Here is a 26,901-nt window from a genome sequence, read left to right on the forward strand (position 1 = left end):
AGGGGTCTCAACGGGTTACAGTAGGAAATCCGGGCTCATCTTTTATTTGAGCATGATCTTTTCGGAAAACCGGTACCCACTTTTCCGGATCATGCTCCAGCTTTTACGCGGTTGCGCCGACCGGCGCCAGACCGGGATGGCCGGCGTCGCGCTGTTGCAGGCGGAAAAACGAGGCGTAGCGGCCGCCGCGCCGCAGCAAATCGTCATGCAGGCCACGCTCGACGATCTCCCCGCCCTCGACCACCAGAATGGCGTCGGCGTGCATGATGGTGTGCAGCCGGTGGGCGATCACGATGGTGGTGCGGTTCTGGCAGAGATGCTCGATCGCTTCCTGCACGGCTTTTTCGGACTCGGAGTCCAGCGCGGCAGTTGCCTCGTCGAGCAGGATGATCGGCGCGTTCTTGAGCAGCGCACGGGCGACTGCGATGCGCTGGCGCTGGCCGCCGGATAGCTGCGTGCCGTGCTCGCCGACGGGCGTGTCGTAGCCAAGTGGAAAGCCCATGATGAAATCGTGCGCGCAGGCCGCTTTCGCCGCCGCCACGATCTCGTCCTGCGTGGCGCCTTCCTTGCCGAAGGCGATGTTGGCGCCGATCGTATCGCGGAACAGGTAGACGTCCTGCCCGACATAGCCGGTCTGGGTGCGCAGCGAATGCCGCGATACGGCGGATATGTTCTGGCCGTCGATCAGGATCTCGCCCTGCTTCACCTCATAGAGCCGCAGCAACAGCGCCAGCACCGTGGACTTGCCGCCGCCCGACGGGCCGACCAAAGCGGTGGTCTTGCCGGGCTCGGCGATGAAGCTCATGGCCTTCAGCACCGGCTCGTCCGGGCGGTAGGCGAAATTGACATCGCGGAACTCGACCCGCGCGTTCGAGAGTTTGAGCGCCGGCTTGTCGTTGTCGGCGGGCTCGCTCGCCGGGCTGTCGACGATCTCGAGCAGCATGCGCGCGCCGACCAACTGGCTGTTGAGGTCGATGTTGAGCCGCGCCAGCCGCTTGGCCGGCTCGGTCGCCAGCAGGAACGCGGTCATGAAGGAGAAAAACTGTCCGGGCGTGGCGCCGAGCGCCACCACGCTGTAGCCGCCATAAAGGAGGCAGCCGGCGACCGCAAAGCCGCCGAGCATTTCCATCAGCGGGTTGGAGCGATTGGAGACCCGCGCCATCTTGTTGGCGTTCTTCTCGACGACCGCGATATTCTCGTCGATCCGCCGCTGCATGGTCGCTTCCAGCGTGAAAGCCTTCACCGTGCGAATGCCCTGCAGCGATTCCTGCATGGTCTCCATGATGTCGGCGCTGCCGGTGAACTGGTTGTGGGCGAGGCCCTTGATGCGCTTGATCAGCTTGCGCAGGATCAGCATCGCTGGCGGCACCACCACGAGGCCGATAAACGACAGCACCGGATCCTGCGTCACCATCACGAATATCAGGCTGACCAGCAGCAGCACGTCGCGTCCGACCGCGTTGATCAACAGCGTCAGCACGTCGGTGATGGATTTTGCGCCCGACGTCATCCGCGCCAAAAATTCAGAAGAATGCCGCGCGGAATAGAATCCGATGCTTTCGCTCATCAGCTTGGCAAACAGCCGCCGCTGGTTGTTGGCGAGGATGGCGTTGCTGATCTTCGACAGGATCACGGTGTGGCCGTAGGTCGCCAGACCCTTGATGAACAGCAGCACCACCGTGACGCCGGAGAGGATGGCGATGCCAACGACGTTCTTGTCGATATAGGCCTGATTGATCACCTGGCCCAAAATATAGGCGGAGCCCGCCGTGGCGCCGGCGGACACGCCCATCAGCGCGAACGCGGTCAGATAGCGCCGCCAATAGACAAAACCCTGTTCCATGACGAGGCGGCGAATCAGGATCGCCGCGCCATAGGGATCGTCGGTAATTTTTCTGGTCGGTTTGCTTGGAAGTTCGGTCATCCGCGTTCCATTGACGGCGCTTCGTAGCCGGCGCGTCAGGGCTGCTGCGGGTTAGTCCTTGCCTGCTTGGCGGGGCTTTTTCAAGCCAAATAAGCGCTTGATTTCAGGCTGATTCCGCATGCTGCGGAAGGCCGCCGCGGTCGTGGAACAGCTTCTGTTCCCAGGCCAGCGCGTGGGAGGCGATGGTCTCGAGATTGTCGAATTGCGGCGTCCAGTCCAGCGTCGCATGAATGCGGCTGACGTCAGCGACCATCGTCACGATGTCGCCGGGACGGCGCGGCGCATATGAAACGGCGAAATTGCGCCCGGAGACGCGGCGGACGGCTTCAATGGTTTCGAGCACGGAGTAGCCGCGGCCGTAACCGCAGTTCAGCGTGATCGAGCTTTTGCCGTCGCGCAAATAGGCCAGCGCGGCGCGATGGGCTTGCGCGAGATCGCTGACATGGATGAAATCGCGGATGCAGCTTCCGTCCGGCGTCGGGTAGTCAGTGCCGTACACGTCGATCTTGGCGCGCTGGCCAGTCGCGGCTTCGACCGCGATCTTGAGCAGATGTGTGGCGCCGACGGTGGCGAGGCCGCAGCGGCCCAAAGGATCGGCGCCGGCGACGTTGAAGTAGCGCAGCACGACATAGTTCATGCCATGGGCGGAAGCGACATCGTGCAGCATGATTTCCGTCATCAGCTTGGAAGAGCCGTAGGGCGACGCCGGCCGCGTCGGCGCATGTTCCGGCACCGGCACCTGGTCCGGATTGCCGTAGACGGCAGCCGTCGACGAAAAGATGAAGCGGTTGACGCTGCCCTTGACCGCGGCATTCAAGAGGCTGCGGGTCGTCATGGTGTTGTTGCGATAATAGCCAAGCGGATCGCGCACGGATTCCGGCACCACGATGGAGCCGGCGAAATGAATGATGCTCTCGATGCCGTGCTGGGCGATCACGCCTGCGACGAGATTTTCATCGCCGGCGTCGCCGATGAACAGCGGCACGCCTTCCGGCAGGAAGGCGGAGAATCCGGTGGACAAATTGTCGATCACGACGACGCTTTCGCCGGCATCCACCAGCGCATGAACCGTGTGACTTCCGATATAGCCGGCGCCACCTGTGACGAGCACGGTCATGGGCCACCTCTCGCTCTTGAATTTGGCGCGCCCGGACGCAAAACCGGTTTCCACGTTATGCTGGTCGCGCTCTATGGGCGGCGATGCTAGCGGGGCTGCGGTGAAGAGTGGGTTTCGGCACGGGCGAACTGGCCACTATGCTTAATGTTGCGTATAGGAACTGGCTGAAATGGAGCCGGACGTGCCGATCGAGAACAATTTGGCCAGTGATCTGCAACTGATCGTGCCGAATCTGCACAGGCGCTATTCGGGCGTCACCGCGACCAACCGGATGGTGGCGCCGAAGCTTGCCACAATGTACCGCGCGGCGTGGCTCGGGCCGCATGCGCCCGACGGCATCGCGCGGATGGGTTTTGCGGATCTGTTGAAACTCCGGCGGCACCGCAACTCCCTGATCTGGCACGCTCGCCGTAACGACGAAATGATCGCGGGGCTATTGCTGCGCGCGCTCGGCTGGCCGCTGAAACTCGTCTTCACCTCGGCGGCGCAGCGGCATCACAAGCGGCTGACGCGCTGGCTGATCCGGCAGATGGATGCGGTGATTGCCACTTCCGAACTCTCGGCGTCGTTTCTCAAGCGCAAGGCTGTTGTGGTGATGCATGGCGTCGATACCGATAGCTACGCACCGCCGGCCGATCGCGCGACAGCGTTTGCGGAAGCCAAACTGCCGGGGCGTTACGCGATCGGCTGCTTTGGCCGGGTGCGCGCGCAAAAGGGCACGGACGTCTTTGTCGAGGCGATGTGCCGGCTGCTGCCGCGTTATCCCGATTTCACCGCTGTCATCGTCGGCGCGGTGGTGCCGGAGCAGCAGGGCTTTGCCAACGGTCTGAAGCAGCAGATCGAGGCGGCTGGGCTGCAATCGCGCATCGTCATCACGGGCGAGCTCGAAATCGCGGAAGTGCAGCGCTGGTATCAGCGGCTGACGATCTACGCCTTCACCTCGCGCAATGAAGGCTTTGGCCTGACGCTGATCGAGGCGATGTCCTCAGGTGCGGCGCTGGTGGCGTCGCGCGCAGGCGCCGCCGAATTCGTGGTCGAGGATGGCGTGACCGGCGTGCTGACGCCGCCGGGGGATACCGAGGCGCTGGTCGCGGCGCTGGAGCCGTTGATGCGCGATCCGGCATCGGCAATCGCGATGGGCGAACATGCGCGCGCGCGTGTGCTGCAGAAATTCAGCCTCGAGGCGGAAGCGAACGCGATCGCCGCGGTCTATCGTACGCTCGGCTGAGAAGCGAAAACATGCTGCGCCGTCTCCATCGTGGTTGAGCGAAGCGGTAGGAGTACCCCGATCATTCTTTGGCGGCCTCGCGCATCATGCCCTGCTCGATCTCGTCGCAGATGCCGTGGGCATACGCCATATAGATTTGCTGGATGACCGGCGTGTCGTCGCTCGGCACGACCAGCAGGTGATCGCAGGCCGTACGCAACGCTTCGCCGTTGCTCCCGGTGAAGCCGATAGTTACGAGACCGCGTTCACGTGCCATGCGCAGCGCCGCCAGAATGTTCCGCGAACGACCCGAGGTGGATAGGGCCATTAGTACGTCGCCGCGCATTCCCAGGCCTTCGACCTGACGGGCGAACACCCGCTCGAAGCTGTAGTCATTGCCAATCGCGGTCAGCGCAGAAGTATCTGTAGTCAAAGCCACCGCGGCATAGGCGGGTCGCTCTTTCTTGTAACGGCCCATTATTTCAGCGGCGATATGCTGGGCATCCGCGGCGCTGCCGCCATTGCCGATGATCAGCAGCCTGTTGCCGGAGCGCAGTGCGTCGACGATCGTCGCCGCGACCCTGTGCGCGGTGGCGAGCAACGCCGCGTCTCGCGCCGCACGCTCAAGCGCGGTTAACGAGTGTTGCAGATGGTTTGCGATAATGTCTTGGCTCAAGACGCACACACGGTGTTGCAATTGTTGGCCTTGGTAGAGATAGCTGTGCGGCGGCGCAAGCTTGGCAATGGTCAGTGCAGGGAAGCGTGTGCTGTAGAGACGAACGCAATCGCCGCGGTCTATCGCGCTCTGGTGTGAGTCACCAGCAGGCGCTGCGCCACGTCGGCCACGTAGGAGGGATCGATGTCGCGCATGCAGCGGTGATCGTTCATGGTGCAGACGGTGCGTTGGCAGGGCTGGCAGGGCAGCACCGCCTTGGTCTGAACAACCGTCGCGGCAAGACCGTTCAGCGGCGCCCACAGATAGGGACTGGTGGGGCCGAAAATGCCCATGGTCGGCGTGCCGATCGCCGCCGCGATGTGCATCAGGCCGGAATCGTTCGAGATGGCGACGCCGGCCGCCGCCATCGCCAGGATGCCGTTGCGCAGGTCTGACCCGGTGAGGTCGCGGACCTTGCCGCGGCCGGCGGCAACGATCTCCTGCGCCAGCGCCTTCTCGCCGGGGCCGCCGACCACCCAGACGTCGAGCCCGCGCTCGACCAGGAGCCGTGCGGCGCCGGGGTAATAGGTCCAGCGCTTGGAGGCGCCGACGGACCCAGGGGCGAGCGCGACCGCCGGACCCATGCCGAGGTCGTTGGCCTGCCGCCAGCGCGCGATTTCCTCCGGCGGCACAAAGAGTTGCGGCACCGGCCATTCGCCCGGCAGCGGCGCACCGGCAGGCAGCGCCAGCGCGGCATTCTTGTCGATGAAGCGAGGCAGGGCTTTTTCGCCCCAGCGCATCCGGTTGATCAGCCCAAATCTTGCCTCGCCGAAAAAGCCGACGCGCTCGGGGATCCCGGCCAGCGTCGGCGCAATCGCGGCTTTCCAGGTGCGAGGCAGGACGAGGGCGGTTCCATAACCCCGGGAGCGCAGCTCGGTGGCCAGCCCCCACTGCTTGGCTACCGCCAGCCGGCCGCGGGGCAGGTCCCAGACGATCCCGGCGCGAACACCCGGCATGTAGTCGACCAAGGGCGCGCAGAGCGAGGTCACCAGCAGATCGACCGGCCGGTTCGGCCAGCGGTCTTTGAGGACACGCACGACCGTGTGGCCGCGGACGAAATCGCCGATCCACATATAGGGCACGATCAGGATCGGCCGCGTGTCGGCGGCATCCTCCGTCTCGATCCCATAAAGTGAATTAATGTTCATATCTTACGTTCGACGCCCAGGGCGATTCCGGCTCCGGGAGGTAACCGCTCTGCAAGGGCAGGTAAAGTCGAACGATCCGCCTTCCACCGCCCCAAACAAGCTCGATCTCGGTTCTGATGAAATCAGAACCGAGGTCCTATCCTTTTGGTTTGACGCGCTTTCCTAACGCGAACCGGACGCCACTTCGCTTGAAAACGCTTTGAGTTGCCTGCCGCGCGGGAGTGGGGCAAAGCTTTGCCCGAACAATCATGGCAGGGGATGGCATGTTGCTGGTGACCGGGGGCGCCGGTTTTATCGGATCGAACGTCGTGGCTGCGTTGAATGACGCCGGCCGGGACGTGGCCGTATGCGATGTGCTCGGCCAGGACGGCAAATGGCGCAATCTGGCCAAGCGCCGGCTCGCCGATGTCGTGCCGCCCTCGGAACTGATGGACTGGCTGAAGGGCCGCCGGCTGGAGGCCGTCATTCATCTCGGCGCCATCTCCGAGACCACGGCGACCGACGGCGATCTGGTGATCGAGACCAACTTCCGGCTGTCGATGCGGCTCCTGGACTGGTGCACGGCGAACGCCACGCCGCTGATCTACGCGTCCTCGGCGGCGACCTATGGCGACGGCAGCGAAGGCTTCAGCGACGACCAATCCATGGACGCCCTGAAGAAGCTGCGGCCGATGAACCTCTACGGCTGGAGCAAGCATCTGTTCGACATGGCGGTGGCTGAACGCGCCGCGCGCGGCGAACGGCTGCCGCCGCAATGGGCCGGGTTGAAGTTTTTCAACGTGTTCGGCCCCAACGAATATCACAAGGGCACGATGATGAGCGTGCTGGCGCGGCGCTTCGACGACGTCAAGGCCGGGCGCCCCGTGCAATTGTTCAAGTCGCACCGCGAAGGCATCGCCGACGGCGACCAGCGGCGCGACTTCATCTATGTCGACGACGTCGTACGCGTGACGATGTGGCTGTTGGCGACATCAGGCGTCAGCGGCATCTTCAATGTCGGCACCGGCACCGCGCGCAGCTTTCGCGACCTGATGCTGTCGGCCTATGCGGCGCTCGGCGCCACGCCGAACATCCAGTATATCGACATGCCCGAAGCGATCCGCGGCAGCTATCAATACTTCACCCAGAGCGAAGTCGATCGGTTGCTGCGCGCCGGCTATAATGGCGGCTTCACCGCGCTGGAAGACGCGGTCGAGCGTTACGTGAAGGGTTTCCTCGATCGCACCGATCGCTTTCGCTGATGGGCACCAGGTACACAGATGTTCGATTTTGAAGCCCTGAGCCAGGCGATCCCGCGTCAGACCGTGCTCTGCGTCGGCGACCTCATGCTCGACGAATTCGTCTATGGCGAGGTGTCGCGCGTTTCGCCGGAGGCACCGGCGCCCGTGATTGCGGTCCAGCGCAGCGAGACCAATATCGGCGGCGCCGGCAATGTCGCGCGCAACATCGCCGCTCTCGGCGCGCGCTGCATCTTCGCAGGCCTGGTCGGCGAGGACGAGGCGGGCGCGAAGCTGAAGGCCGATCTGGCGCGGGAGAAGTTGATCGAGGCCGTGCTGGTCTCCGATTCTTCCCGCCCGACGACGCGCAAGGTGCGCTTCGTCTCCGAGCATTTTTCCACCCACATGCTGCGCGCGGATTGGGAGCAGGCCGTTCCGGCCTCGGCGGATGTGGAGCAAAAGCTGATCGACGCGATCTTGCCGCAGATCGCGCGCGCCGATATCGTGCTGCTATCCGACTACGCCAAGGGCGTGCTGACGGCGCGCGTCATCCGCAACATCATCGACGCCGCGAAGAAGCTCGGCAAGCGCGTGATCGTCGACCCCAAGAGCGCCAATTTCGCGATCTATCGCGGTGCCACGCTCTTGACGCCCAACCGCAAGGAATTTGCGGAAGCCACCCGCAGCCGAGCCGATACCGACCTGAACATTGCCGGCGCGGCGCAGGATGCGATGGTTCTCGCCGATTGCGAGGCGATGCTGGTGACGCAGAGCGAACACGGCATGACGCTGGTGGCGCGCGGCGGCGAGGCGATCCACGTGCCGGCGTTGCCGGTCAAGGTGCGCGACGTCTCGGGCGCGGGCGACACGGTCGCCGCCGTGCTGGCGCTTTCGCTTGCGGCCGGCGCCGACTGGGAGACGGCGCTGCGGATGGCGAATGCGGCAGCTGCAGTTGCGGTCGGCAAGAAGGGCACCGCGACCGTGACGCCGGCGGAACTGCGGCGGAAGATCCTGCCGCATGCGTCGCTGGCGGCCGAAGAGAAGATCGTGCCTGCTGGCGGCGATCTCGATGCACATCTGGCGGAATGGCGCCGGCAGGGATTGCGTATCGGCTTCACCAATGGCTGCTTCGACATCCTGCATCCCGGCCACGTCAAGGTGCTGACGGCCGCGCGCCGCGCCTGCGACCGGCTGATCGTCGGGCTCAACAGCGATGCCTCGACGAAACGGCTGAAGGGCGAGGGGCGTCCGGTTCAGGACGAGCAGGCGCGCGCCGAAGTGCTGGCGGCGCTAGAGGCGGTCGATCTCGTCGCGATCTTCGAGGAAGACACGCCGATCGAACTGATCGCGAAAGTGCGGCCGAGCGTGCTGGTCAAGGGCGGCGACTATACCCGCGAGCAGGTCGTCGGCCACGAGATCGTCGAGGCTGCCGGCGGCGAGGTCGTGCTCGTCGACATTCTGGCGGGCCACAGTACGACGTCGCTGGTCGACCGCGCGCGCGGAGGCAAGGCGTGAGCCTGAGCGCTGCGGCTCCACCGATGTCGCTGGTGCGGCGGTCTTGGCGAGACCGGGCGCTGTGGATGACGATCGCGGATGTTTTTGCAATTCTGGCCGCGTTCACATTGCCCTGGTCGACGACGCTGGTGGCGATCTTCGTGCCCTGCTGGCTCGGCGCCGTGGCGTTGGTGATGGACTGGCGGGCCTACGGGCGCTTGCTGAAACAGCCGATCTGCTACCTGCCGTTTGCGCTGGTTGGTCTCGCTCTTGTCGGCACGCTCTGGTCGGACGCGGCATGGGGCGCGCGGCTTTACGCCATAGCTCCCACCCTCAAGCTGCTGGTGCTGCCGGGGCTGTTCTATCATTTTGAACGGTCGTCGCGCGGGATGTGGGTCTTCGTCGCATTCCTGGTGTCCTGCGCGCTGCTGATGGTGGTGTCGTGGCTCGTTGCATACGATCCCAGTCTTTCGCTCAAGCCGAGCCAAAATGACGCGCGAGGCGTATTCGTCAAAAACTACATCGACCAAAGCCAGGAATTTGCGCTGTGCGCGGTGGCATTGGTCTATCCGTTCCTGCGCCTCGTGCGGGCGGGAAAATTCTGGCAATCTCTGTTGCTGGGGCTGATCTCGGTCTGTTTTATTGACACCATGGCGTTCATTGTCACTTCGCGGACGGCGATCGTTACGATGCCGGTCATGTTGGCGGTGTTTGCGCTGGTTCATCTGAGGCCGCGAACCAGCTTGATCATCATCGGCGTGATGATCGCCTTGGTCGGCCTGCTTTGGGTTACCACGACCGACTTGCGCTGGGGTCCCAAGAGATTTCTGAGGGACTATCAGCTCTACAAGACCGAACAGCGTGTGACGTCGATCGGGCTTCGGCTCGAGTTCTGGCAAAAATCCCTGCAGTTCATTTCGGAGGCGCCGGTCATTGGTCACGGGACGGGCTCGCTGCGCGGACTCTACGAGCGGGCGGCGAACGGTCACTCCGATCCGCTCCAGGGCGATATTATTAGCAATCCGCACAACCAGACGTTGAATGTTGCGGTGCAGTGGGGTATGTTGGGGGTCATCCTGTTGTATGCGATGTGGCTGGTGCATCTGCTGCTATTTCGTGGCGAGGGTCTCGTCGCCTGGATCGGATTGCTTGTCGTCGTGCAGAATATCTTCACCTCGCTGTTCAACTCGCACCTCTTCGATTTTCATGAGGGATGGATGTACGTACTAGGCGTCGGGGTTGCTGGCGGTATGACGCGCGCGGCCAAGCAACGCGGGCTGCCTGCGGCTCCGGTGATGTCGCGATGACGGCCGCAGATCGCCTGCGCAACACGATGAGCTCGTGCGGCTCGATGGTTTCGTGGCTTTCGGCCCGGCACGATCCGGCGGCACGGATGCGGAACGTCGATCTCATCGCGGTCCTGGTTGCGGTGCTTTTGCCGTGGTCGACCAGCGGCGTCGGCATCGGCATGGTGCTGTGGCTTGCGGCCCTTGCCACCACGCTGGAATTGCGGCCGTTCCTGCATTCGTTGAAGCGCCCGATCTGTGTGCTTCCGATTGCACTGGTGGCATTGGCCGCAATGGGAACCCTGTGGTCGGACGCGCCTTGGAGCGCGCGCACTTATGCCTTGAGCCCCGCGACGAAGCTGCTCGTATTGCCGTTCCTGTTCTATCATTTCGAGCGCTCGACGCGCGGCATGTGGGTATTCATCGCGTTCCTGGCGTCCTGCACGCTGCTGACGGTCGCGTCCTGGATAGTCGCGTTTGATCCCAGCCTCTCGCTGAAGGCTCCCGGCGAGCCGACAGGGCACGGCATCTTCGTCAAGAACTATATCGCCCAGAGTCAGGAATTCGTGTTGTGCGCGGTCGTGCTCGCTTTCCCCATCATCACGCTGCTGCGAGACGGGAAAGTCCGGCAAGCGCTGTTGCTGGCGCTTGTTGCGGCGAACTTCGTCGTCAACATGGTATTCGTTGTCGTGTCGCGTACGGCACTGGTGACGCTGCCGGTGATGCTCGCCGTGTTCGCGATGGCGCACCTGAAATGGCGAACCAACGTCATGCTGTTGGTTGTCGCCGCCGTATTCGGCGCGCTGGCCTGGACGGTATCGCCTCAACTGCAGGCGACGACGGACAAGTTCGCGCGGGATTACCGGGTCTACAAGGAGTTCAATCAGCCGACGTCGATCGGGCTGCGGCTCGAATTCTGGGAGAAGTCGCTGCGCTTCTTTGCCGAGGCGCCGGTCATCGGCCACGGCACGGGATCGACGCGAGGACTGTTCGAGGCGGCGGCGACCGGACCTGCGATACTGGCGCAGGGGCAGGTGATCGGGAACCCGCACAACCAGACCCTCAACGTCGCGGTCCAGTGGGGCACGGTCGGGGTCGTGATCCTGTACGCGATGTGGCTTTCGCATTTCTCGCTGTTTCGCGGCGAGGGGCTGGCGGCCTGGATCGGGCTGATGGTGGTGCTGCAGAACATGTTCAGTTCGCTGTTCAACTCGCATCTATTCGATTTTCATGAAGGCTGGATGTATGTGCTGGGCGTCGGTATAGCCGGAGGCATGGTGCTGCGCGCCAGGTCAGGGGATGCGGAATCTTCCGGAACAACCCGGCCATGATCGCTGGCATGCACGCCTGAGATAAGATATCAGCGGGCGCGGAACGCCCTGAGAATCCCCCATCGTTTCCTCCGCCGGCAATCGGAATGACGCATCTTTCGCAACTGACCCGTCGCAATTACCTGATCGCAGCGCATGATGCGCTGGCGACCGCGTTTGCGCTGCTCGCAAGCTTCTATTTGCGCTTCGAGGGAGGCGAGGCCTTCTATGCCCGGCTGCCGCTATTGCTGCGCATTCTGCCCCTCTTCATCCTTTTCAGCATCGTGATCTGCTACGTCTTCAACCTGACGACGACGAAATGGCGTTTCATTTCGCTCCCCGATGCGCTGAACATCATGCGCGTGGCGAGTATTCTGACGGTAGCGCTCATCGTGCTCGACTATGCCTTCATTTTCACGGCATCGAACGCCAAGGCGCCGGTGCTGTTCGGCCGCATCACCATCGTGCTCTACTGGTTTCTCCAGGTGTTCGCGCTGAGCGCGCTCCGTTTCGGCTATCGCTATTTCCGCTACTCGCGCGTTCGCCGCCATGCCCGGACCGAAGGCGCGTCGTCGACGCTGTTGATCGGCCGCGCCGCCGATGCGGAGGTGCTGTTGCGCGCGATCGAGAGCGGTGCAGTCAAGCAGCTTTGGCCGGTCGGCGTGCTGTCGCCGTCGGCCGCGGACCGCGGCCAGTCGATCCGCAACGTGCCGGTGCTCGGCGGGCTCGACGATGTCGAGGACGTGGTGCGCGATTATGCCGGACGCGGAAAGCCGATTTCGCGGGTCGTCATGACCCCGTCGGCGTTCGAACCCGAGGCGCACCCCGAAGCGGTCCTGATGCGGGCCAAGCGGCTCGGCCTGTTCGTCAGCCGCCTGCCGTCGCTCGAAAGCGGCGACGTGCCGAGGCTGACCAATGTCGCCGTCGAAGACCTGCTGCTGCGGCCGAGCGAGAAGATCGACTACGCGCGGCTCGAAGCGCTGGTGAAGGGCAAGGCGGTGATCGTCACCGGCGGCGGCGGCTCGATCGGTTCGGAGATTTGCGACCGCGTCGCAACCTTCGGCGCCGCGCGGCTATTGGTGATCGAGCACTCGGAACCCGCGCTCTACGCGGTGACGGAGGCGCTGACCGCGCACGGAACCAATGCCGTGATCGAGGGCCGAATCGCCGATATCCGCGATCGTGACCGGATCATGAACCTGATGAAGGAGTTCAAGCCCGACATCGTGTTCCATGCCGCCGCCCTGAAGCATGTGCCGATCCTCGAACGCGACTGGAGCGAGGGCGTCAAGACCAACATCTTCGGTTCCGTCAACGTCGCCGACGCGGCGCTTGCGGCGGGCGCCGAAGCAATGGTGATGATCTCGACCGACAAGGCGATCGAGCCGGTCTCGATGCTGGGCCTGACCAAGCGCTTTGCCGAAATGTATTGCCAGGCGCTCGACCATGACCTGATGACGCAATCGGAGGGCAAGCCGCACATGCGGTTGATCTCGGTGCGGTTCGGCAACGTGCTGGCCTCCAACGGATCGGTGGTGCCGAAATTCAAGGTGCAGATCGAGGCCGGTGGCCCGGTCACGGTGACGCATCCGGACATGGTCCGCTACTTCATGACCATCCGCGAAGCCTGCGATCTCGTGCTGACGGCGGCCACCCACGCGCTGACGCCGGCGCGGCCCGATGTTTCCGTCTACGTCCTCAACATGGGACAGCCGGTCAAGATCGTGGAGTTGGCCGAGCGGATGATCCGCCTGTCCGGCCTCGAACCCGGCATCGATATCGAGGTGGTATTCACCGGCATGCGGCCGGGCGAGCGGCTGAACGAGATCCTGTTCGCCAGCGAGGAGCCTCCGGTAGAGATCGGGGTCGCCGGCATCATGGCGGCCAAGCCGAACGAGCCGCCGATGCAGACGTTGCGCAAATGGCTTGCGGCGCTTGAGGAGGCGATTGCGCGGGATGACCGTTCCACCATCCGCGCGGTGCTCAAGGATGCCGTGCCCGAGTTCGGCTCGAACGCCGCCTGATCTTTTTTCGGTGTCCGCCGGCGGTTGCGGGCCGTTTCGAAAGCCATGATGCAGAAGTCCGGAAAAGTCGTCGTCGTCAGCCAGCATTATCCGCCGGATCCGAGCACGACGGCGGCGATCATGGCGGCGATTTCGGAACGCGTGGCGCGGGAAGCCGAAGTCCTGGTGCTGTCGGGAACGGCAGGCTCCGCCGCCAAAGCGGCCACCGGCAAGCCTGCGGTCGTCGAAGTCAGGAATTGGATGCCCGGCAAGGCTGCATTGCTCAAGCGCGCTCTGGCCGAACTGCTGTTCACGATCCGGATGTTCGCAGCGCTATTGGTGAAATTGCGCCGCGGCGACGTCGCGCTCACGGTGCCCGCACCCTTCCTGCTGCCTTACGCGTTTGCCGCTGCCGCGAAACTGAGGGGCGCGAGGTCGGTGCTGATCATGCACGATCTCTATCCCGACGTCCTCATCATGGCAGGTCTCCTGAAGCCGCATTCGTTGCCGGCAAGTGCGATGCGCGGCCTGAACGCGTTGATGTTTCGCGCGCTCGACGCCGTCGTCATCATCGGCCGCGACACCGAAAAGCTGCTGCTGCGCTATGGCGGAGTGACAAGCGACAAGATCCATTTCATTCCGAACTGGGCGACGCTCGCGCGCGGCGTTCGCGCGGTCGATCCTGATAATCCCTATCGCCGTCCGCTTTCCGCCCGCTTCGTCGTCGGTCTGTCAGGCAATCTCGGCTTTACCCACGATCCCGTCATCGTATTCGAGGCTGCGCGCCTGCTACGTGAGAGCAGGGATATTCATTTCCTGCTGTCGGGCTGGGGGATCGGATTCGATCAGTTGCGCGAGATGCAGTCCGAGGCAAGGCTTCCGAACGTCACGCTGGTCGATCGCGTCGAGGACGACCGGCTGGAGACGTTTCTTTCTGCCGCCGATGTCTGGATCATACCCTACCGCAGGAACGTCGCCGGTGTATCGGTGCCCAGCCGGTTCTATAATCTGCTGGCGATCGGCCGCCCGGTGATCCTGGTTTCCGAAGTGGGCGCCGAGGCGGCGTTGACGGTGACCGAACACGATGTCGGCTGGGTCGTCGAACCCGGCAGAGCCGATGAGCTCGCGAAAACGATCAGTCGTGCCGCCGGCGCCAAGGATCCGCAGCGGGCCGAGCGCGCGGCCGAAATCGCAGGGCGATTCGATTTTGAGATCGCCATGACCGACTATTGCAGCCTGATCCGCGAGCTTTTGCGAAAGAAGCCGGATTAGCCGGGTTGCCGGCGTGAGAAGCGGTACATCAGCAGCGCCGTGGCGATGCCGCCGATGACGAAAAGCAGGCTGGCGATGGCCGAAGAAGAGGTCATGACCGAGCCGATCGCCAGCGCAGCGAGCAGGACGTTGAGGGCGAACACCTCGCTCACCACGCGCCACACCGGAAAGCCGTTGTCGGTGGCGCGCTGATAGAAGTGGGTGCGATGCGCCGCCCAGAACGGTTCGCGCCTGATGATGCGCCGCAGGAGCGTGACGGTGGCGTCAGTGAGATAATAAAGCGGCAACAGCAGCGCCGCCGCAATCTGCTGATGCCAGGCGAGCTGCAGCAGACACCAGCCGGCCAATAGCCCGATCGGCAGGCTGCCGACGTCGCCGAGAAAGATTTTCGCCACCGGCCGGTTGAAAGGCGCAAAGCCGAGCATCGCCCCGAACAGCGCCGCAGCGGCGACCGTCGCGGGCGCGGGAAGTTCGGCGAGCCAGCCGAGCAGAACGAACGCGCCGGTGATGGGCACGATCTCGGCTGCCGTCATCAGGTCCAGCCCGTCCATGAAGTTGACGAGGTTCACGAACCACAGGCCTGCGAGCAACAACAGGCCGCGCTCGAGCCAGAGCGGGCAGGCCGGAACGATCCGCAAGCTTTCGGGCGCGGCAAGGATCACCGCCGCGACGGCTAATCCCTGCAGCAGCAGCCGCGGCACCACCGGGATGGAATGGACGTCGTCGGCAAAGCCCACGCCCGCGATGAACAGCGTCGCGCCGAATACCGCGACGGGAATTTTGATCTCCGCTGTGCCGGCAAATGCGATGACCGTGACGGCCGCGATCAGCGTGGCCGCGATCACCGCGATGCCCGCGCCCTGCGGCGTCGGAACCCGATGGGAAGAGCGCGCATTCGGCCTTGCCAGCGCTATTCGCACCAGCATCGGCCGGATCGCCCATATCAGGACGCCCGACAACAGCGCCGCCGGCGCTGCGGCGGCCAACGACAGCAGTAGTTGCGAACTGGCCATTCTATCCGCGTGGAAAGTTGCTCAAAAGATTATTTGGGAACTTCGATGGGCACCGTGCCCTGCGCGGCCTTCTCGGCGCTCAATATCCAGACCAGCCCGCCGATCGCGCCGACGATGAAGGATACCGCGCCATAGAGCAGGGAGATATTGACACCCTCGTTGGCCATCAGGCCGGCATAACCAAACGCCAGCCCCATGGTGGCCTCGCGGACGCCCCAGCCGGCAATCGAGATCGGCAGCATGGTGATCAGCATGACGGGCGGAACGAGCTGGAAAATCTGGCTGAACAGAATGGGGGCTGCGATCGATTGCACCACGCACCAGGCGATGACGACGGCAAGCACATGCACCAGCAAGGAAAGCACCGCGACTTTCGGGCCGTGAACGCGGCTGAACAGCACGCGATTGGCGATGACAGAACAGGCATGGATGTGGTGAGTGCCCCACCAGTGCTTCAGCCACGGCCATGGCAGCCGGCCAAGCAGCAGAAATCCGAGGCCGCCGCCAAGGGCTGCGAAATCGACGAAAAGCAAGGCCGACCTGCCGTGCGGATCGGTGATCAGGCGGTAGCTCCAGGGCAGGCTCGCGACAATCACCACTGCGAGCGCGATCAGGCCGATGGCGCGATCGACGAAGATGGAATAGGTCGCGGCCCGCCAGCCGGCGCCGTTGCGGGCCACCAGCCACAGCCTGACCGCGTCACCGCCGATCGAGGAGGGCAGCGTCTGGTTGAAGAAGGTTCCGATCACGTTGAAGCGCATCGCCTGCCTGGTCGGCAGCGGCGCCCCGCACTCCGCGCTGATCTCGCGCCATCGCAGGACGCCGATGAATATCTGCAGGAACGTCACGGCAATCGCCACGCCGATCCAGCCCAGGCTGGAAACGTCGATGCGAGCGACGAGTTCGGCAAGGTCGACCTTGCGCAGCGAGAAATACAGGAGCGCCGCCGAAACCAGTATCTTCAACGTCGAAAGCAGGATACGGCGCATCTCGTCTGTGCTGGGTTTGAGAAGAGGGTGCAAAGCGATGCAATTCGGCGCCTTGGTATGGTTTTCGGACCGATCTGGCAATAGCGGGGGCTGACAGAGTTGCGGTGGCCTCGGCAACGCAGGTAAAGAAGCCTGGAGAGAGATTTCCAGCCTTTGAGCGGTGCCTTCCAGGGATACGATGTCGGATCAACCTATATTAGTAACGGGCGCGGCGGGCTTCATCGGCTTCCACGTCGCTCGCCGGCTGCTCGCCGAAGGCCGCGCCGTGGTCGGCCTCGATAGTCTCAACGATTATTACGATCCGGCGCTGAAACGCGCGCGGCTGGACATACTGCGCGGGGAGCAGGGCTTTGCGTTCGAGCAGATCGATCTCGCCGACCGCGCATCGATGGAGCGCCTGTTCGCCGGACACCGCTTTGCCAAGGTGGTGCATCTCGCGGCGCAGGCCGGCGTGCGTTATTCGATCGATCATCCGCACGCCTATGTCGACGCCAATCTCGAAGGCTTCGTCAATGTGCTGGAGGGGTGCCGGCATCATGGCTGCGGCCACCTGGTCTATGCATCTTCGTCGTCGGTATACGGCGCCAATACGAAACTACCGTTTTCGGTGGACGACAAAACCGACCATCCGGTCAGCCTCTACGCCGCCACAAAGAAGGCCAATGAGCTGATCGCGCATTCCTACAGCCATCTGTACCGGCTTCCGGTGACGGGCCTGCGGTTCTTTACCATCTACGGGCCGTGGGGACGGCCCGATATGGCGATTTTCCTGTTTACCAAAGCGATCGTGGAAGGGACCCCGATCAGGCTCTTTAACCACGGCAGGATGCGTCGCGATTTTACCCATATCGACGATGTGACGCGCGTCGTATTGCAACTGGTCGACCAGGCCCCGCGTGACGGCGGCGAGGGCGCCGGGGCGCCGGCACGGGTTTACAATGTCGGCAATAATCATCCGGAAGAACTGACCCATGTGGTATCAGTCCTGGAGCGGGAATTGGGCCGTGCGGCGGTCAAGGAGATGCTGCCGATGCAGCCCGGCGACGTGACCGAGACCTTCGCCGATGTCGCGGAACTGATGCGCGACACCGGCTTCAGGCCGCAGACCTCGATCGAGGACGGGCTTGCTGATTTTGTCGCCTGGTATCGTGACCACTACAGGATTTGAGACGCCGATGAACCGACGAATTATTCCCCTGATCATGTGCGGCGGCGCGGGAACGCGGCTGTGGCCGGCCTCGCGCGAGGTCCACCCCAAGCAGTTCCTGTCCTTGTTCGGCGCGCGCTCGACGTTCCAGGACACGCTGTTGCGGGTCTCCGACGCTGATTTGTTCGAACGGCCCGTCATCATCACCAACAACGCCTATCGCTTCATGGTGCTCGAGCAACTGGCGGAGATCGGGCTGGAAGCCGACGTGTTGCTCGAGCCGATGCGGCGCGATTCCGGGCCCGCGATCGCGGCCGGCGCCGCCTTTGCAGAGGCGCGCGACAAGGATGCGATCGTGCTGGCGCTGGCCGCCGATCACGTGGTTTCCGACACGCCCGCTTTCCGCGCCGCCTGCCGCGAGGGACTGGCGGCGGCGGAAGCCGGGCACATCGTGACGTTCGGCGTGCAGCCCGAACGCGCCGCCACGGAATATGGCTACATCAATCCCGGCGAGGTCATTTCCGGCAAGGTCCGTGGGGTCGCGAAGTTTGTCGAGAAGCCGGACCCGGCAACGGCTGCGGGTTATGTCGAGGCCGGCTATCTCTGGAACAGCGGCAACTTCATGTTCCGCGCCGCCGTCCTGACGGACGAATATCGCAAGGTCGATGCGGAAAGCGTCCAGGCCGTCACCGATGCGGTGACGAAAGCGGGCACCGACCTCGGATTCGTCAAGCTCGACGAAACCGCGTTCGGATCGGCGAAGTCGATCTCGATCGATTACGCGGTCATGGAAAAGACCGCGCGCGCCGCGGTCGTGCCGGTCGCGTGCGGCTGGTCCGATGTCGGCTCCTGGCATGCGGTGTGGGAATTGTCCGGCAAGGACGGCGAGGGCAACGCGGCGCGGGGCGTGGCGGTGTTCGAGGATTCCCGCAATTGCAACGTATCGACCGACCGCGCGCTGGTCGCGCTCGAAGGCGTCGACGACCTCGTGGTGGTCGCGACCCAGGACGCCGTGCTGGTCTCCAGGCAACAGGACGCCAACGGGCTGAAGCGGCTGGTCGCGAAGCTGAAGACGGTGGCGCCGCAGGTGACCGAGGATCATATCAGGGTGCACAGGCCCTGGGGATCCTATCAGTCGGTCGACAATGGCGACCGTCATCAGGTCAAGCGCATCATCGTCAAGCCGGGCGGGCGGCTTTCGCTGCAGAAGCACCACCACCGCGCCGAGCACTGGGTCGTGGTACGCGGAACGGCGCAGGTCACCGTCAACGAACTGATCAAAACCGTGCACGAGAACGAATCGATCTACATCCCGATCGGCGCGGTGCACCGGCTGGAGAATCCGGGCAAGATCCAGCTCGAACTGATCGAGGTCCAGACCGGCAGCTATTTCGGCGAGGACGATATCATCCGCATCGAGGACGACTACAAGCGCAGTTGAGCGAGCCGTAATTTTACCGGGTCGGCGGCTGTAATTGTTTGAATCAAAACGTGTCCGAAAACCGTCGATCGCGTTCGCCACATCTATGACGGCCGTGCTAGAGAACCGCCGGGGACACTACCGGCGCAGAAATCTGCTTAAAGTCTGTCTTGGGGTCGACAAAATCATGAGTTCCAAAGGGTCCGCATCTGATGCGAAGACCGATGCAAAACGCGGCCTGCGCGTCGGCGTGGTCGGCGCGGGCGTGATGGGCAGCAACCATGCCCGCGTGCTGGCAGGTCTACCTGATGTGACGCTGGTCGGCATCGTCGATCCGTTGCCGGAACACCGCGCGCGGGCCATTGCGCTGGTCGGTTGCCGGGCGTTCGCCGATCTTGAGGAGCTGTTCGACGAAGGCGTCGACGCCATCACGATCGCGGCGCCGACCCATCTCCATCACGAGATTGCGCTGGCCTGCATCACACGCAACATCCACATCCTGGTCGAGAAGCCGGTCGCCTCGACGGTGGAGGAGGGGCAGGACATCGTCAATGCGGCGCGCAGCGCCGGCGTGACGCTGATGGTCGGCCATGTCGAGCGCTTCAATCCGGCGGTCGCCGCGATCAAGCAGGCGATCGCGGGCGAGGATATTCTCTCCATCGGCATCACCCGCGTCGGGCCGTTCCCGCCGCGCATGTCCAATGTCGGCGTCGTGATCGATCTGGCCGTGCACGATATCGACCTGATCCGCTGGTTCACCGAATCCGATATCGTCGAGGTGCAGCCGCAGCTTTCCAGCGCAGTCGCCGAGCGCGAGGATATCGCGCTATTACAGTTCCGCACCGCCTCGGGCGTGCTCGCCCATATCAACACCAACTGGCTGACACCGTTCAAGGCGCGCAGCGTCACGGTCGCGACGCGCGGCAAATATGTGATGGGCGATCTGTTGACGCGCCAGGTGACAGAATGCTTCGGCTTCAAGCCCGACGGCAGCTATTCGATGCGCCATCTGCCGGTCGGCCACGACGAACCGCTGCGCGCCGAGCTGATCGCATTCCTCGATGCCGTCCGCACCGGCAATTTGCCGGCGGTTTCCGGCGACGAGGGCGTCGCCAGTCTCGAAATCGCGATCCGCTGCCTCGAGCAGCCCGCCAAGCCCGCGGCCTCTGCCGCGCGCAAGGGTCCGCGCCGCATCGCCGGCTAAACCTCCATTCCGATTCCAGCAAGGCCACATGAACCAGCACATGCGTCCAGAACCCGTTCCCTTCTATGACCTCGGCTCGCAGCGCCGGCGGCTCGGCACATCGATTGATGAGGCGCTCTCGCGTGTGACCAGCCATTGCCTCTTCATCAATGGTCCGGAAGTGGCCGTGCTGGAGAAGGCGTTGGCGGATTTCTGCGGCGCCAAGCATGTCGTGAGCTGCGCGAGCGGCACCGACGCGCTTCTGATGGTCTTGATGGCCAGGGAAGTCGGCCCGGGGGACGCCGTCCTGTGTCCATCGTTCACGTTCTGCGCGACCGGCGAAGCCGTGGCGCTGACCGGCGCGACGCCGGTATTCGTCGATGTCGACGAAGCGACCTACAACATGGATGCAGGTTCGCTCCGGCGTGGCATCGCGACGGCGAAGCAGCGCGGCCTGAAGCCCCGGGCCGTGATCCCGGTCGACCTGTTTGGCCAAAGCGCCGATCACGATGCGATCGCCGAGGTCGCGCAGGCCGAGGGCCTGTTCGTGCTCGATGACGCAGCCCAGGGTTTTGGCGCAAGCTACAAGGGTCGCCGGATCGGCTCTTTGGGACTTGCGACCGCGACCAGCTTCTTCCCGACAAAGCCGCTCGGCTGCTTCGGCGATGGTGGCGCCATCTTTACCGATGATGACAAGCTTGCCGAGACGCTGCGCAGCATCCGCGTTCACGGCCAGGGCTCCGACAAATACGACAACGTGCGCCTTGGCTTGACCGGACGGCTCGATACCATGCAGGCGGCGGTGCTGATCGAGAAGTTGAAGATTTTCGAGGACGAGATCGCGGCGCGCAACCGCGTGGCGGAACGCTATTCGCGCGGTCTCGGCAACTTCGTGACCGTGCCGCGGCTGGCTCCCGGATGCACTTCGATCTGGGCGCAGTACACCATCCGCCTGCCCAAGGGGACCGATCGCGACGGTTTTGCGGCAGCGCTGAGGGCGCAGGGCGTTCCGACGATGGTCTACTACACGAAATCGATGCATCAGCAGACCGCGTACAAGAGTTTCCCGGTGGCGGATGGCGGGCTGCCGGTGAGCGAAAAGCTTTCGGACGATGTTATCAGCCTGCCGATTCACGCCTATCTCGACGAGGCGACGCAGGATCGCGTGATCGAGGCGGTGCGCGGCGCGCTTTCTGCCTGATTTCACGGTTTGGCGAATATGCGCTAGAAGCGGCGCATGCTCGGACGCATCTTCACCGTCGGCGGTTACACGCTGCTTTCGCGGCTGACCGGATTCGCGCGCGATATCATGCTCGCCGCCATTCTCGGCGCTGGTCCCGTCGCGGATGCGTTCTTCGTGGCGCTGCGGCTGCCCAATCATTTTCGCGCGATCTTCGCCGAGGGCGCCTTCAACGCCGCCTTCGTGCCGGCCTATGCGCATCTGCACGGCAAGAGTGAAGCGTCGGCAAAGCTGTTCGCCGATCGCGTCTTCACGCTGCTGTTTGCCGTCCAGGTGATTCTGCTCGTCGCGGCCTGGTGGTTCATGCCGGAGGTGATCGCCATCCTCGCGCCGGGGTTCAAGGATGACCCGGCGCGCGGCGAACTCGCGATCTCACTGACGCGGATCACATTTCCGTATCTGCTGCTGATCACGCTGGTGACGTTGTACGGCGGCATGCTCAACGTGATGCACCGCTTCGCAAGTGCTGCTGCCGCGCCGATCTTTCTCAATCTGTCGATGATGGCGACGCTGGCGCTGGCCGCGTTCTTTCCGGGCGCGGGCTACGCCGCCGCGTGGGGCGTATTGATCGCCGGCATCCTCGAATTCATGTTGCTGGCCGGTGACGCGGCAAAGACCGGCATCCTGCCCAAATTCGCGGTGTTCAAGCTCGACAATGATGTCCGCGCGTTCTTTCGCGCGCTGGGCCCCGCGACCATCGGCTCGATGGGAACGCAGATCGCGTTGTTCGCCGACACCATCATCGCAACCTTTCTGCCGGCGGGCGCGCTTTCGGCGCTGTATTACGCCGACCGTCTCAACCAGTTGCCGATCGGCGTGATCGGGATCGCGATCGGCACCGTGCTGCTGCCGGAAATGTCGCGGCGCCTCACCGCAAACGATGTCACCGGTGCGTCGGCCGCGCAGCGGCGGGCGTTCGAATTCTCGCTGTTGTTTTCGGTGCCGTTCGTCGCTGCCTTTCTGACCGTGCCTGACGTCATCATGCGCGCGATGTTTGCGCGCGGCGCGTTCTCGAAGGCGGATGCCGTGGCCGCGGGTGCCACGCTGGCCGCTTACGCGATCGGACTCATTCCGTTCGTGACAATCCGCAGCGCGGTCGCGACCTTCTACGCCCGCCACGACACCGCGACGCCGGTCAAGGCGGCGCTGACCGGTGTGGCTGTCAACGTGGCGCTGAAGGTCGCGTTGATGGGCGCGCTGGCGCAAATCGGCCTGGCGCTCGCCACCGCCACCGGGGCATGGGTCAATCTGTTGCTGGTGCTCTTCTTCGCGGTGCGGGCAGGTTACCTCGAACTCGATCGCGCCTGGATGATTTCACTCGCCAAGTTCGCGGCGGCCGGTGTTCTGCTCGCCGCCGCACTTTGGGCCATCGCGCGATTCGCCAGCTTCTATTTCGCGCAGATGCACACCTTCCGGGATGAGACCGCGTTGCTGCTGCTGATTGTGGCGGGTGCCTTTGTGTACGGCGTCTTGATCCTGCTGCTGTTTGGCAGGGGGTGGCTATTCTCGCTGCTGCGCGACCGGACATCCGCCCGTAGCTGATTGTAAATAAAAAGAAAATTTTTGATTGGGGCGTGTTGTGGCCGTATTCGGGCATTTTTGCAACAAGTTCCCGAAAAGCGCCATTTGCGGCCGATCCGTACATGATTGTGTAGCGACTCCGCGTTAGGTTGATCCCGGATTTAATTAACGGTTTTTCAGAGAGGGGCTTCCATGGGCGTTTCAGCCTTCAAGGCAATCGCAGCTTCGGCACTGGCTATTGTGGCTGCAACTTCGATAGCATCCGCAGCGGACTTGGCTCCGCGCTACACCAAGGCACCGCCGGCCATGGTCGAGGTCTGGAACTGGACCGGCTTCTATATTGGCGGTAACGCCGGCTATAGCTGGGGCCGCGGCAATTCCGACGTTTCCTATTTCAACACGCTGACCGGGGTGCCGATCGTGCCGCCAGCCGGCTCGATCCTCGGCGCCGGCTATGACATGAACGGCGCCATTGCCGGTGGTCAGATCGGCTACAACTGGCAGAGCAGCAACTGGGTGTTCGGTCTGGAGGCTGACGCGCAGTGGTCGGACGAGAAGGGACGCGGAGTTTTTAGCTGCGCCGCGACGCTCATCGGCGGTCCGTGCCTTCCCGGCCTGACGTTCCTGCCTGCGGGCGTGACTGGCACCAGCCTCGCCGTCGACTCGCACCTCGAATGGTTCGGCACGGTGCGCGGCCGCGTCGGTATTCTCGCGACCCCGAGGGTCCTGTTCTACGGCACGGGCGGTCTGGCCTATGGCTCGATCAAGACCACCGGCGCGTTGGCTGGCGTTACGCCTGCCGGCATTGCGGTCGCTTCGGTCGCCTCAAATAGCGACGTGCGTTTAGGCTGGACAGTCGGCGCCGGTGTCGAAGGCAAGATCACCAACAACTGGAGCGCCAAGCTCGAATACCTCTACATGGATTTCGACAGCTTCCGCGCCGGGACCTTCACGCTCGCGCCGGGCAGCCTCATTAGCGCAAACGTGGATACGCGTTTCCACGACCACGTCCTGCGGGTCGGCCTGAACTACACCTTCGGCGGCCCGGTGATCGCGAAGTATTGATCCCGGCGTTATCTTCCTCCCGTCAAATCAAAGCCCCGGCATCGCCCGGGGCTTTTTTTGTTGTGCAAGCGCGAAAAGAATTGCGGTGCGCGCCGATTCCGTGACGCCGGTGCCGTGGCCGGCTGGGCGAAAGCGGTTTGCGCTGACGCGCGAACCGCTGCAATATGGAACGCTTCTAGAGCATGGCCCGGAAAAGTGGGTACCGGTTTTCCGAAAGGGCCATGCTCAAACAAAAAGATGGGGCGGATGACGGTTCGAAGAGGCGTCATCGTGCTCCAGGACAATTGGAGATACGATGGCAGCTCCCATCAAATTCGGCGTCGGTCAAAGCGTTCTCCGCAAGGAAGATGACGCGCTGATTCGCGGCAAGGGCCGCTATACCGACGACCATTCGCCACAGCCCGCGATGCATGCGCTGATGCTGCGCTCGCCGCATGCGCATGCGAAATTTACCATCAACGTCACCAAGGCCCGCGGGATGCCGGGCGTGTCGTTGATTCTGACCGCGGCCGAGGTCGGCGATCTCGGCGACCTGCCGTGCCTGTTCAACCTGGAAACCGATCCCTTCACCGGCCCGCCATACCCGATCCTCGCCAAGGACGAGGTGCGCCATGTCGGCGACGCCGTGGCCTTCGTGGTCGCCGATAGCATCGACCAGGCCCGCGATGCGATCGAGGCGATCGACGTCAAATGGACGCCGCTTCCTTCGGTGGTGGGCGTCGTCAACGCCGTCAAGCAGGGCGCGCCGCAGGTCTGGCCCGACAAGCCCGGCAACGTGCTGTTCGACGTGTCGATCGGCGACAAGAAGGCGGCTGAGGCCGCCTTTGCCAAGGCGCATGCGGTCGCCGAGGTATCGATCGTCAACCCGCGCGTCATCACCAACTTCATGGAAACGCGCGCAGCCGTCGCCGAATACGACGCCAAGCGCGATCACCTGACGTTGACCATCGGCAGCCAGGGCAGCCATCGCCTGCGCGAAATCCTGTGCGGCATGGTGCTGAAGATGCCGATGGAGAAGATGCGGGTGATCTGCCCCGACGTCGGCGGCGGCTTCGGCACGAAACTATTCCCTTACCGCGAATACGCCCTGATTTCAGTCGCCGCGAAAAAGCTGCGCAAGACCATCAAATGGACCGCCGACCGCTCCGATCACTTCATCGGCGACGCGCAGGGCCGCGACAACGTCACCACCGCAAAGATGGCGCTGGCCGAGGACGGCAAGTTCTTAGGGATGGACGTCGACCTGATGGGCGACATGGGCGCCTATCTCTCGACCTTCGGGCCTTACATCCCGCATGGCGGCGCCGGCATGCTGCCCGGGCTCTACGACATCCAGGCCTTCCATTGCCGCGTCCGCACCGTGTTCACCAACACCGTGCCGGTCGATGCCTATCGCGGCGCCGGGCGGCCTGAAGCTGCGTATGTGGTCGAACGGCTGGTCGATGCGGCGGCGCGTAAGCTCGGCATGACGCCGGATGCGATCCGGCGCAAGAATTTCATTCCGCCGAAGGCGATGCCCTACAAGACCGCGACCGGAAAGGTCTACGATTCCGGCGACTTCACTGCGCATATGAAGCGCGCGATGGAAGTCGCCAACTGGAAGGAGTTTCCCAAGCGCGCCAAGGCGGCGAAGAAGGCCGGCCTGATGCGCGGCATCGGCATGGCCTGTTATGTCGAGGTCTGCGGCACCATGGGCGAGGAGACCGCCAATGTCGCGCTCGATCCCAATGGCGACATCTCTATCCTGATCGGCACCCAGTCGAGCGGGCAGGGCCACCAGACCGCTTACGCGCAACTCGTCGCCGAGCAGTTCGGAGTGCCGCCGGAGCGCGTCCACATCCTGCAGGGCGACACCGACAAGATCGCCACCGGTCTCGGCACCGGCGGCTCGGCGTCGATCCCGACCGGCGGCGTCAGCGTCGAGCGTGCCACCCGCGACCTCGGCGGCAAGCTGAAGGAGATCGCCGCCGAAGTGCTGGAGACCAGCGCGGGCGACCTCGAGATCAGCAATGGCCTCGTGCGCATCGCCGGCACCGATCGCTCGATCAGCTTCGCGGATCTTGCAAAACGTCCGGGCGTCGATCCCTCGAAACTGAATGCGAGTGCGACCTTCGCGCAGGCCGATGGCACCTATCCGAATGGCACGCATCTCGCCGAAGTCGAGATCGATCCCGCCACCGGCATCATCAAGATCATCAACTATGTCATCGTCGACGATTTCGGCGTGACGCTCAATCCGCTGCTGCTCGCCGGCCAGGTGCATGGCGGCGCGATGCAGGGGATCGGCCAGGCATTGATGGAGCAGGCGGTCTATAGCGCGACTGACGGCCAGCTCGTCACCGGCACCTTCATGGACTATGCGGTGCCGCGCGCATCCGACGGCCCGTCATTCCATTTCGAAACCCACAACGTGCCGTGCACGACCAACCCGCTAGGCGTCAAGGGCGCGGGCGAGGCCGGTGCGATCGGCTCCTGTCCCGCGGTGGTCAATGCGATCATCGAGGGCCTGTGGCGCGAGTACAAGATCGATCACATCGACATGCCGGCCACGGCCGAGCGGGTCTGGATCGCAATCCGTGAGGCACAGAAGCTGCATAATCTCTGATATTTTGTCGCATGCGGAATGATGC

At 63.7% G+C, this 26,901-nt stretch carries 20 protein-coding genes; 14 read left to right on the forward strand and 6 right to left on the reverse strand.

Going from position 1 to position 26,901, the window contains the following annotated elements:
• Nucleotides 1-103: 103 nt before the first annotated feature.
• Both V1286_RS08090 and galE read right to left on the reverse strand, forming a co-directional pair.
• Nucleotides 104-1,924 (reverse strand): ABC transporter ATP-binding protein, encoded by a 1,821-nt coding sequence (locus V1286_RS08090; protein ID WP_334478772.1) that lies wholly within the window; start codon nt 1,922-1,924, stop codon nt 104-106.
• A 103-nt stretch (nt 1,925-2,027) separates the two neighbouring features.
• Entirely contained in the window at nt 2,028-3,041 is a 1,014-nt protein-coding gene (gene galE / locus V1286_RS08095) for a UDP-glucose 4-epimerase GalE (protein ID WP_334478774.1), read from the reverse strand.
• Nucleotides 3,042-3,210: 169 nt separating this feature from the next.
• Between galE and V1286_RS08100 the strand changes: the two genes are divergently transcribed.
• Complete coding sequence (locus tag V1286_RS08100) at nt 3,211-4,269, forward strand: glycosyltransferase family 4 protein (protein ID WP_334478776.1); 1,059 nt, start codon at nt 3,211-3,213, stop codon at nt 4,267-4,269.
• 61 nt (nt 4,270-4,330) lie between these two features.
• Here the strand turns inward: V1286_RS08100 and V1286_RS08105 are convergent, their stop codons facing one another.
• Both V1286_RS08105 and waaF read right to left on the reverse strand, forming a co-directional pair.
• The gene (locus V1286_RS08105) at nt 4,331-4,924 is read right to left on the reverse strand and encodes a D-sedoheptulose 7-phosphate isomerase (protein WP_334478778.1); all 594 of its coding nucleotides are present in this window, start codon (nt 4,922-4,924) and stop codon (nt 4,331-4,333) included.
• A gap of 119 nt (nt 4,925-5,043) precedes the next feature.
• On the reverse strand, nt 5,044-6,111 hold the full coding sequence (gene waaF / locus V1286_RS08110; RefSeq protein ID WP_334478779.1) for a lipopolysaccharide heptosyltransferase II: 1,068 nt from the start codon (nt 6,109-6,111) through the stop codon (nt 5,044-5,046).
• 263 nt (nt 6,112-6,374) lie between these two features.
• Here waaF and rfaD point away from each other — a divergent pair, with 263 nt between their 5' ends.
• From rfaD to V1286_RS08140, 6 genes are all read left to right on the forward strand, one after another.
• The gene (gene rfaD, locus V1286_RS08115; protein ID WP_334478780.1) at nt 6,375-7,352 is read left to right on the forward strand and encodes an ADP-glyceromanno-heptose 6-epimerase; all 978 of its coding nucleotides are present in this window, start codon (nt 6,375-6,377) and stop codon (nt 7,350-7,352) included.
• A gap of 18 nt (nt 7,353-7,370) precedes the next feature.
• Nucleotides 7,371-8,843: a D-glycero-beta-D-manno-heptose-7-phosphate kinase gene (gene rfaE1, locus V1286_RS08120; RefSeq protein WP_334478781.1), complete on the forward strand. Its 1,473-nt coding sequence runs from the start codon at nt 7,371-7,373 to the stop codon at nt 8,841-8,843.
• Nucleotides 8,840-10,129 carry an O-antigen ligase family protein gene (locus V1286_RS08125; protein WP_417021117.1) on the forward strand — a complete coding sequence of 430 codons (1,290 nt, stop codon included), beginning with the start codon at nt 8,840-8,842 and terminating at the stop codon, nt 10,127-10,129. Before rfaE1 ends, V1286_RS08125 begins: the two co-directional genes overlap by 4 nt.
• 26 nt (nt 10,130-10,155) lie before the next feature.
• The gene (locus tag V1286_RS08130) at nt 10,156-11,439 is read left to right on the forward strand and encodes an O-antigen ligase family protein (protein WP_417021243.1); all 1,284 of its coding nucleotides are present in this window, start codon (nt 10,156-10,158) and stop codon (nt 11,437-11,439) included.
• 86 nt (nt 11,440-11,525) lie between these two features.
• Nucleotides 11,526-13,442, forward strand: coding sequence for an SDR family NAD(P)-dependent oxidoreductase (locus V1286_RS08135; RefSeq protein WP_334478783.1), 1,917 nt, complete (start codon nt 11,526-11,528; stop codon nt 13,440-13,442).
• A 48-nt stretch (nt 13,443-13,490) separates the two neighbouring features.
• Entirely contained in the window at nt 13,491-14,693 is a 1,203-nt protein-coding gene (locus V1286_RS08140) for a glycosyltransferase family 4 protein (protein WP_334478784.1), read from the forward strand.
• Here the strand turns inward: V1286_RS08140 and V1286_RS08145 are convergent.
• Both V1286_RS08145 and V1286_RS08150 read right to left on the reverse strand, forming a co-directional pair.
• Nucleotides 14,690-15,706 carry an MraY family glycosyltransferase gene (locus V1286_RS08145; protein ID WP_334478785.1) on the reverse strand — a complete coding sequence of 339 codons (1,017 nt, stop codon included), beginning with the start codon at nt 15,704-15,706 and terminating at the stop codon, nt 14,690-14,692. The two genes, V1286_RS08140 and V1286_RS08145, sit on opposite strands and share 4 nt — an antisense overlap.
• 29 nt (nt 15,707-15,735) lie before the next feature.
• A complete protein-coding gene (locus tag V1286_RS08150; RefSeq protein WP_334478786.1) occupies nt 15,736-16,695 on the reverse strand; it encodes a lysylphosphatidylglycerol synthase transmembrane domain-containing protein in 960 nt (319 codons plus the stop codon).
• Nucleotides 16,696-16,873: 178 nt separating this feature from the next.
• Here V1286_RS08150 and V1286_RS08155 point away from each other — a divergent pair, with 178 nt between their 5' ends.
• The 7 genes from V1286_RS08155 (at nt 16,874) to V1286_RS08185 (ending at nt 26,876) form a co-directional block, all read left to right on the forward strand.
• On the forward strand, nt 16,874-17,863 hold the full coding sequence (locus V1286_RS08155; protein WP_334478787.1) for an NAD-dependent epimerase: 990 nt from the start codon (nt 16,874-16,876) through the stop codon (nt 17,861-17,863).
• Nucleotides 17,864-17,870: 7 nt separating this feature from the next.
• Nucleotides 17,871-19,283 carry a mannose-1-phosphate guanylyltransferase/mannose-6-phosphate isomerase gene (locus tag V1286_RS08160; RefSeq protein WP_334478790.1) on the forward strand — a complete coding sequence of 471 codons (1,413 nt, stop codon included), beginning with the start codon at nt 17,871-17,873 and terminating at the stop codon, nt 19,281-19,283.
• Between the two features lie 166 nt (nt 19,284-19,449).
• Nucleotides 19,450-20,466 carry a Gfo/Idh/MocA family oxidoreductase gene (locus tag V1286_RS08165; protein ID WP_334478792.1) on the forward strand — a complete coding sequence of 339 codons (1,017 nt, stop codon included), beginning with the start codon at nt 19,450-19,452 and terminating at the stop codon, nt 20,464-20,466.
• 28 nt (nt 20,467-20,494) lie between these two features.
• Nucleotides 20,495-21,646, forward strand: coding sequence for a DegT/DnrJ/EryC1/StrS family aminotransferase (locus tag V1286_RS08170; RefSeq protein WP_334478793.1), 1,152 nt, complete (start codon nt 20,495-20,497; stop codon nt 21,644-21,646).
• Nucleotides 21,647-21,682: 36 nt separating this feature from the next.
• On the forward strand, nt 21,683-23,227 hold the full coding sequence (gene murJ / locus V1286_RS08175; protein ID WP_334478794.1) for a murein biosynthesis integral membrane protein MurJ: 1,545 nt from the start codon (nt 21,683-21,685) through the stop codon (nt 23,225-23,227).
• A 171-nt stretch (nt 23,228-23,398) separates the two neighbouring features.
• Nucleotides 23,399-24,271, forward strand: coding sequence for an outer membrane protein (locus tag V1286_RS08180; protein ID WP_334478795.1), 873 nt, complete (start codon nt 23,399-23,401; stop codon nt 24,269-24,271).
• A 295-nt stretch (nt 24,272-24,566) separates the two neighbouring features.
• Entirely contained in the window at nt 24,567-26,876 is a 2,310-nt protein-coding gene (locus tag V1286_RS08185; RefSeq protein ID WP_334478797.1) for a xanthine dehydrogenase family protein molybdopterin-binding subunit, read from the forward strand.
• The last annotated feature ends 25 nt before the right edge of the window (nt 26,877-26,901 follow it).

Source organism: Bradyrhizobium algeriense, assembly GCF_036924595.1.
Lineage (GTDB): Bacteria > Pseudomonadota > Alphaproteobacteria > Rhizobiales > Xanthobacteraceae > Bradyrhizobium > Bradyrhizobium algeriense.

What these genes read in the sequence shown, in the direction of transcription:
- V1286_RS08140 (WP_334478784.1), top strand. Translation starts at nt 13,491, where the DNA reads ATGCAGAAGTCCGGAAAAGTCGTCGTCGTCAGCCAGCATTATCCGCCG.
- murJ (WP_334478794.1), top strand. Translation starts at nt 21,683, where the DNA reads ATGCTCGGACGCATCTTCACCGTCGGCGGTTACACGCTGCTTTCGCGG.
- V1286_RS08145 (WP_334478785.1), bottom strand. Translation starts at nt 15,706, where the DNA reads ATGGCCAGTTCGCAACTACTGCTGTCGTTGGCCGCCGCAGCGCCGGCG.
- V1286_RS08180 (WP_334478795.1), top strand. Translation starts at nt 23,399, where the DNA reads ATGGGCGTTTCAGCCTTCAAGGCAATCGCAGCTTCGGCACTGGCTATT.
- rfaD (WP_334478780.1), top strand. Translation starts at nt 6,375, where the DNA reads ATGTTGCTGGTGACCGGGGGCGCCGGTTTTATCGGATCGAACGTCGTG.
- V1286_RS08150 (WP_334478786.1), bottom strand. Translation starts at nt 16,695, where the DNA reads ATGCGCCGTATCCTGCTTTCGACGTTGAAGATACTGGTTTCGGCGGCG.
- V1286_RS08090 (WP_334478772.1), bottom strand. Translation starts at nt 1,924, where the DNA reads ATGACCGAACTTCCAAGCAAACCGACCAGAAAAATTACCGACGATCCC.
- V1286_RS08135 (WP_334478783.1), top strand. Translation starts at nt 11,526, where the DNA reads ATGACGCATCTTTCGCAACTGACCCGTCGCAATTACCTGATCGCAGCG.
- V1286_RS08185 (WP_334478797.1), top strand. Translation starts at nt 24,567, where the DNA reads ATGGCAGCTCCCATCAAATTCGGCGTCGGTCAAAGCGTTCTCCGCAAG.
- V1286_RS08155 (WP_334478787.1), top strand. Translation starts at nt 16,874, where the DNA reads ATGTCGGATCAACCTATATTAGTAACGGGCGCGGCGGGCTTCATCGGC.
- V1286_RS08165 (WP_334478792.1), top strand. Translation starts at nt 19,450, where the DNA reads ATGAGTTCCAAAGGGTCCGCATCTGATGCGAAGACCGATGCAAAACGC.
- galE (WP_334478774.1), bottom strand. Translation starts at nt 3,041, where the DNA reads ATGACCGTGCTCGTCACAGGTGGCGCCGGCTATATCGGAAGTCACACG.
- V1286_RS08170 (WP_334478793.1), top strand. Translation starts at nt 20,495, where the DNA reads ATGAACCAGCACATGCGTCCAGAACCCGTTCCCTTCTATGACCTCGGC.
- rfaE1 (WP_334478781.1), top strand. Translation starts at nt 7,371, where the DNA reads ATGTTCGATTTTGAAGCCCTGAGCCAGGCGATCCCGCGTCAGACCGTG.
- V1286_RS08160 (WP_334478790.1), top strand. Translation starts at nt 17,871, where the DNA reads ATGAACCGACGAATTATTCCCCTGATCATGTGCGGCGGCGCGGGAACG.
- V1286_RS08130 (WP_417021243.1), top strand. Translation starts at nt 10,156, where the DNA reads ATGAGCTCGTGCGGCTCGATGGTTTCGTGGCTTTCGGCCCGGCACGAT.
- V1286_RS08100 (WP_334478776.1), top strand. Translation starts at nt 3,211, where the DNA reads ATGGAGCCGGACGTGCCGATCGAGAACAATTTGGCCAGTGATCTGCAA.
- waaF (WP_334478779.1), bottom strand. Translation starts at nt 6,111, where the DNA reads ATGAACATTAATTCACTTTATGGGATCGAGACGGAGGATGCCGCCGAC.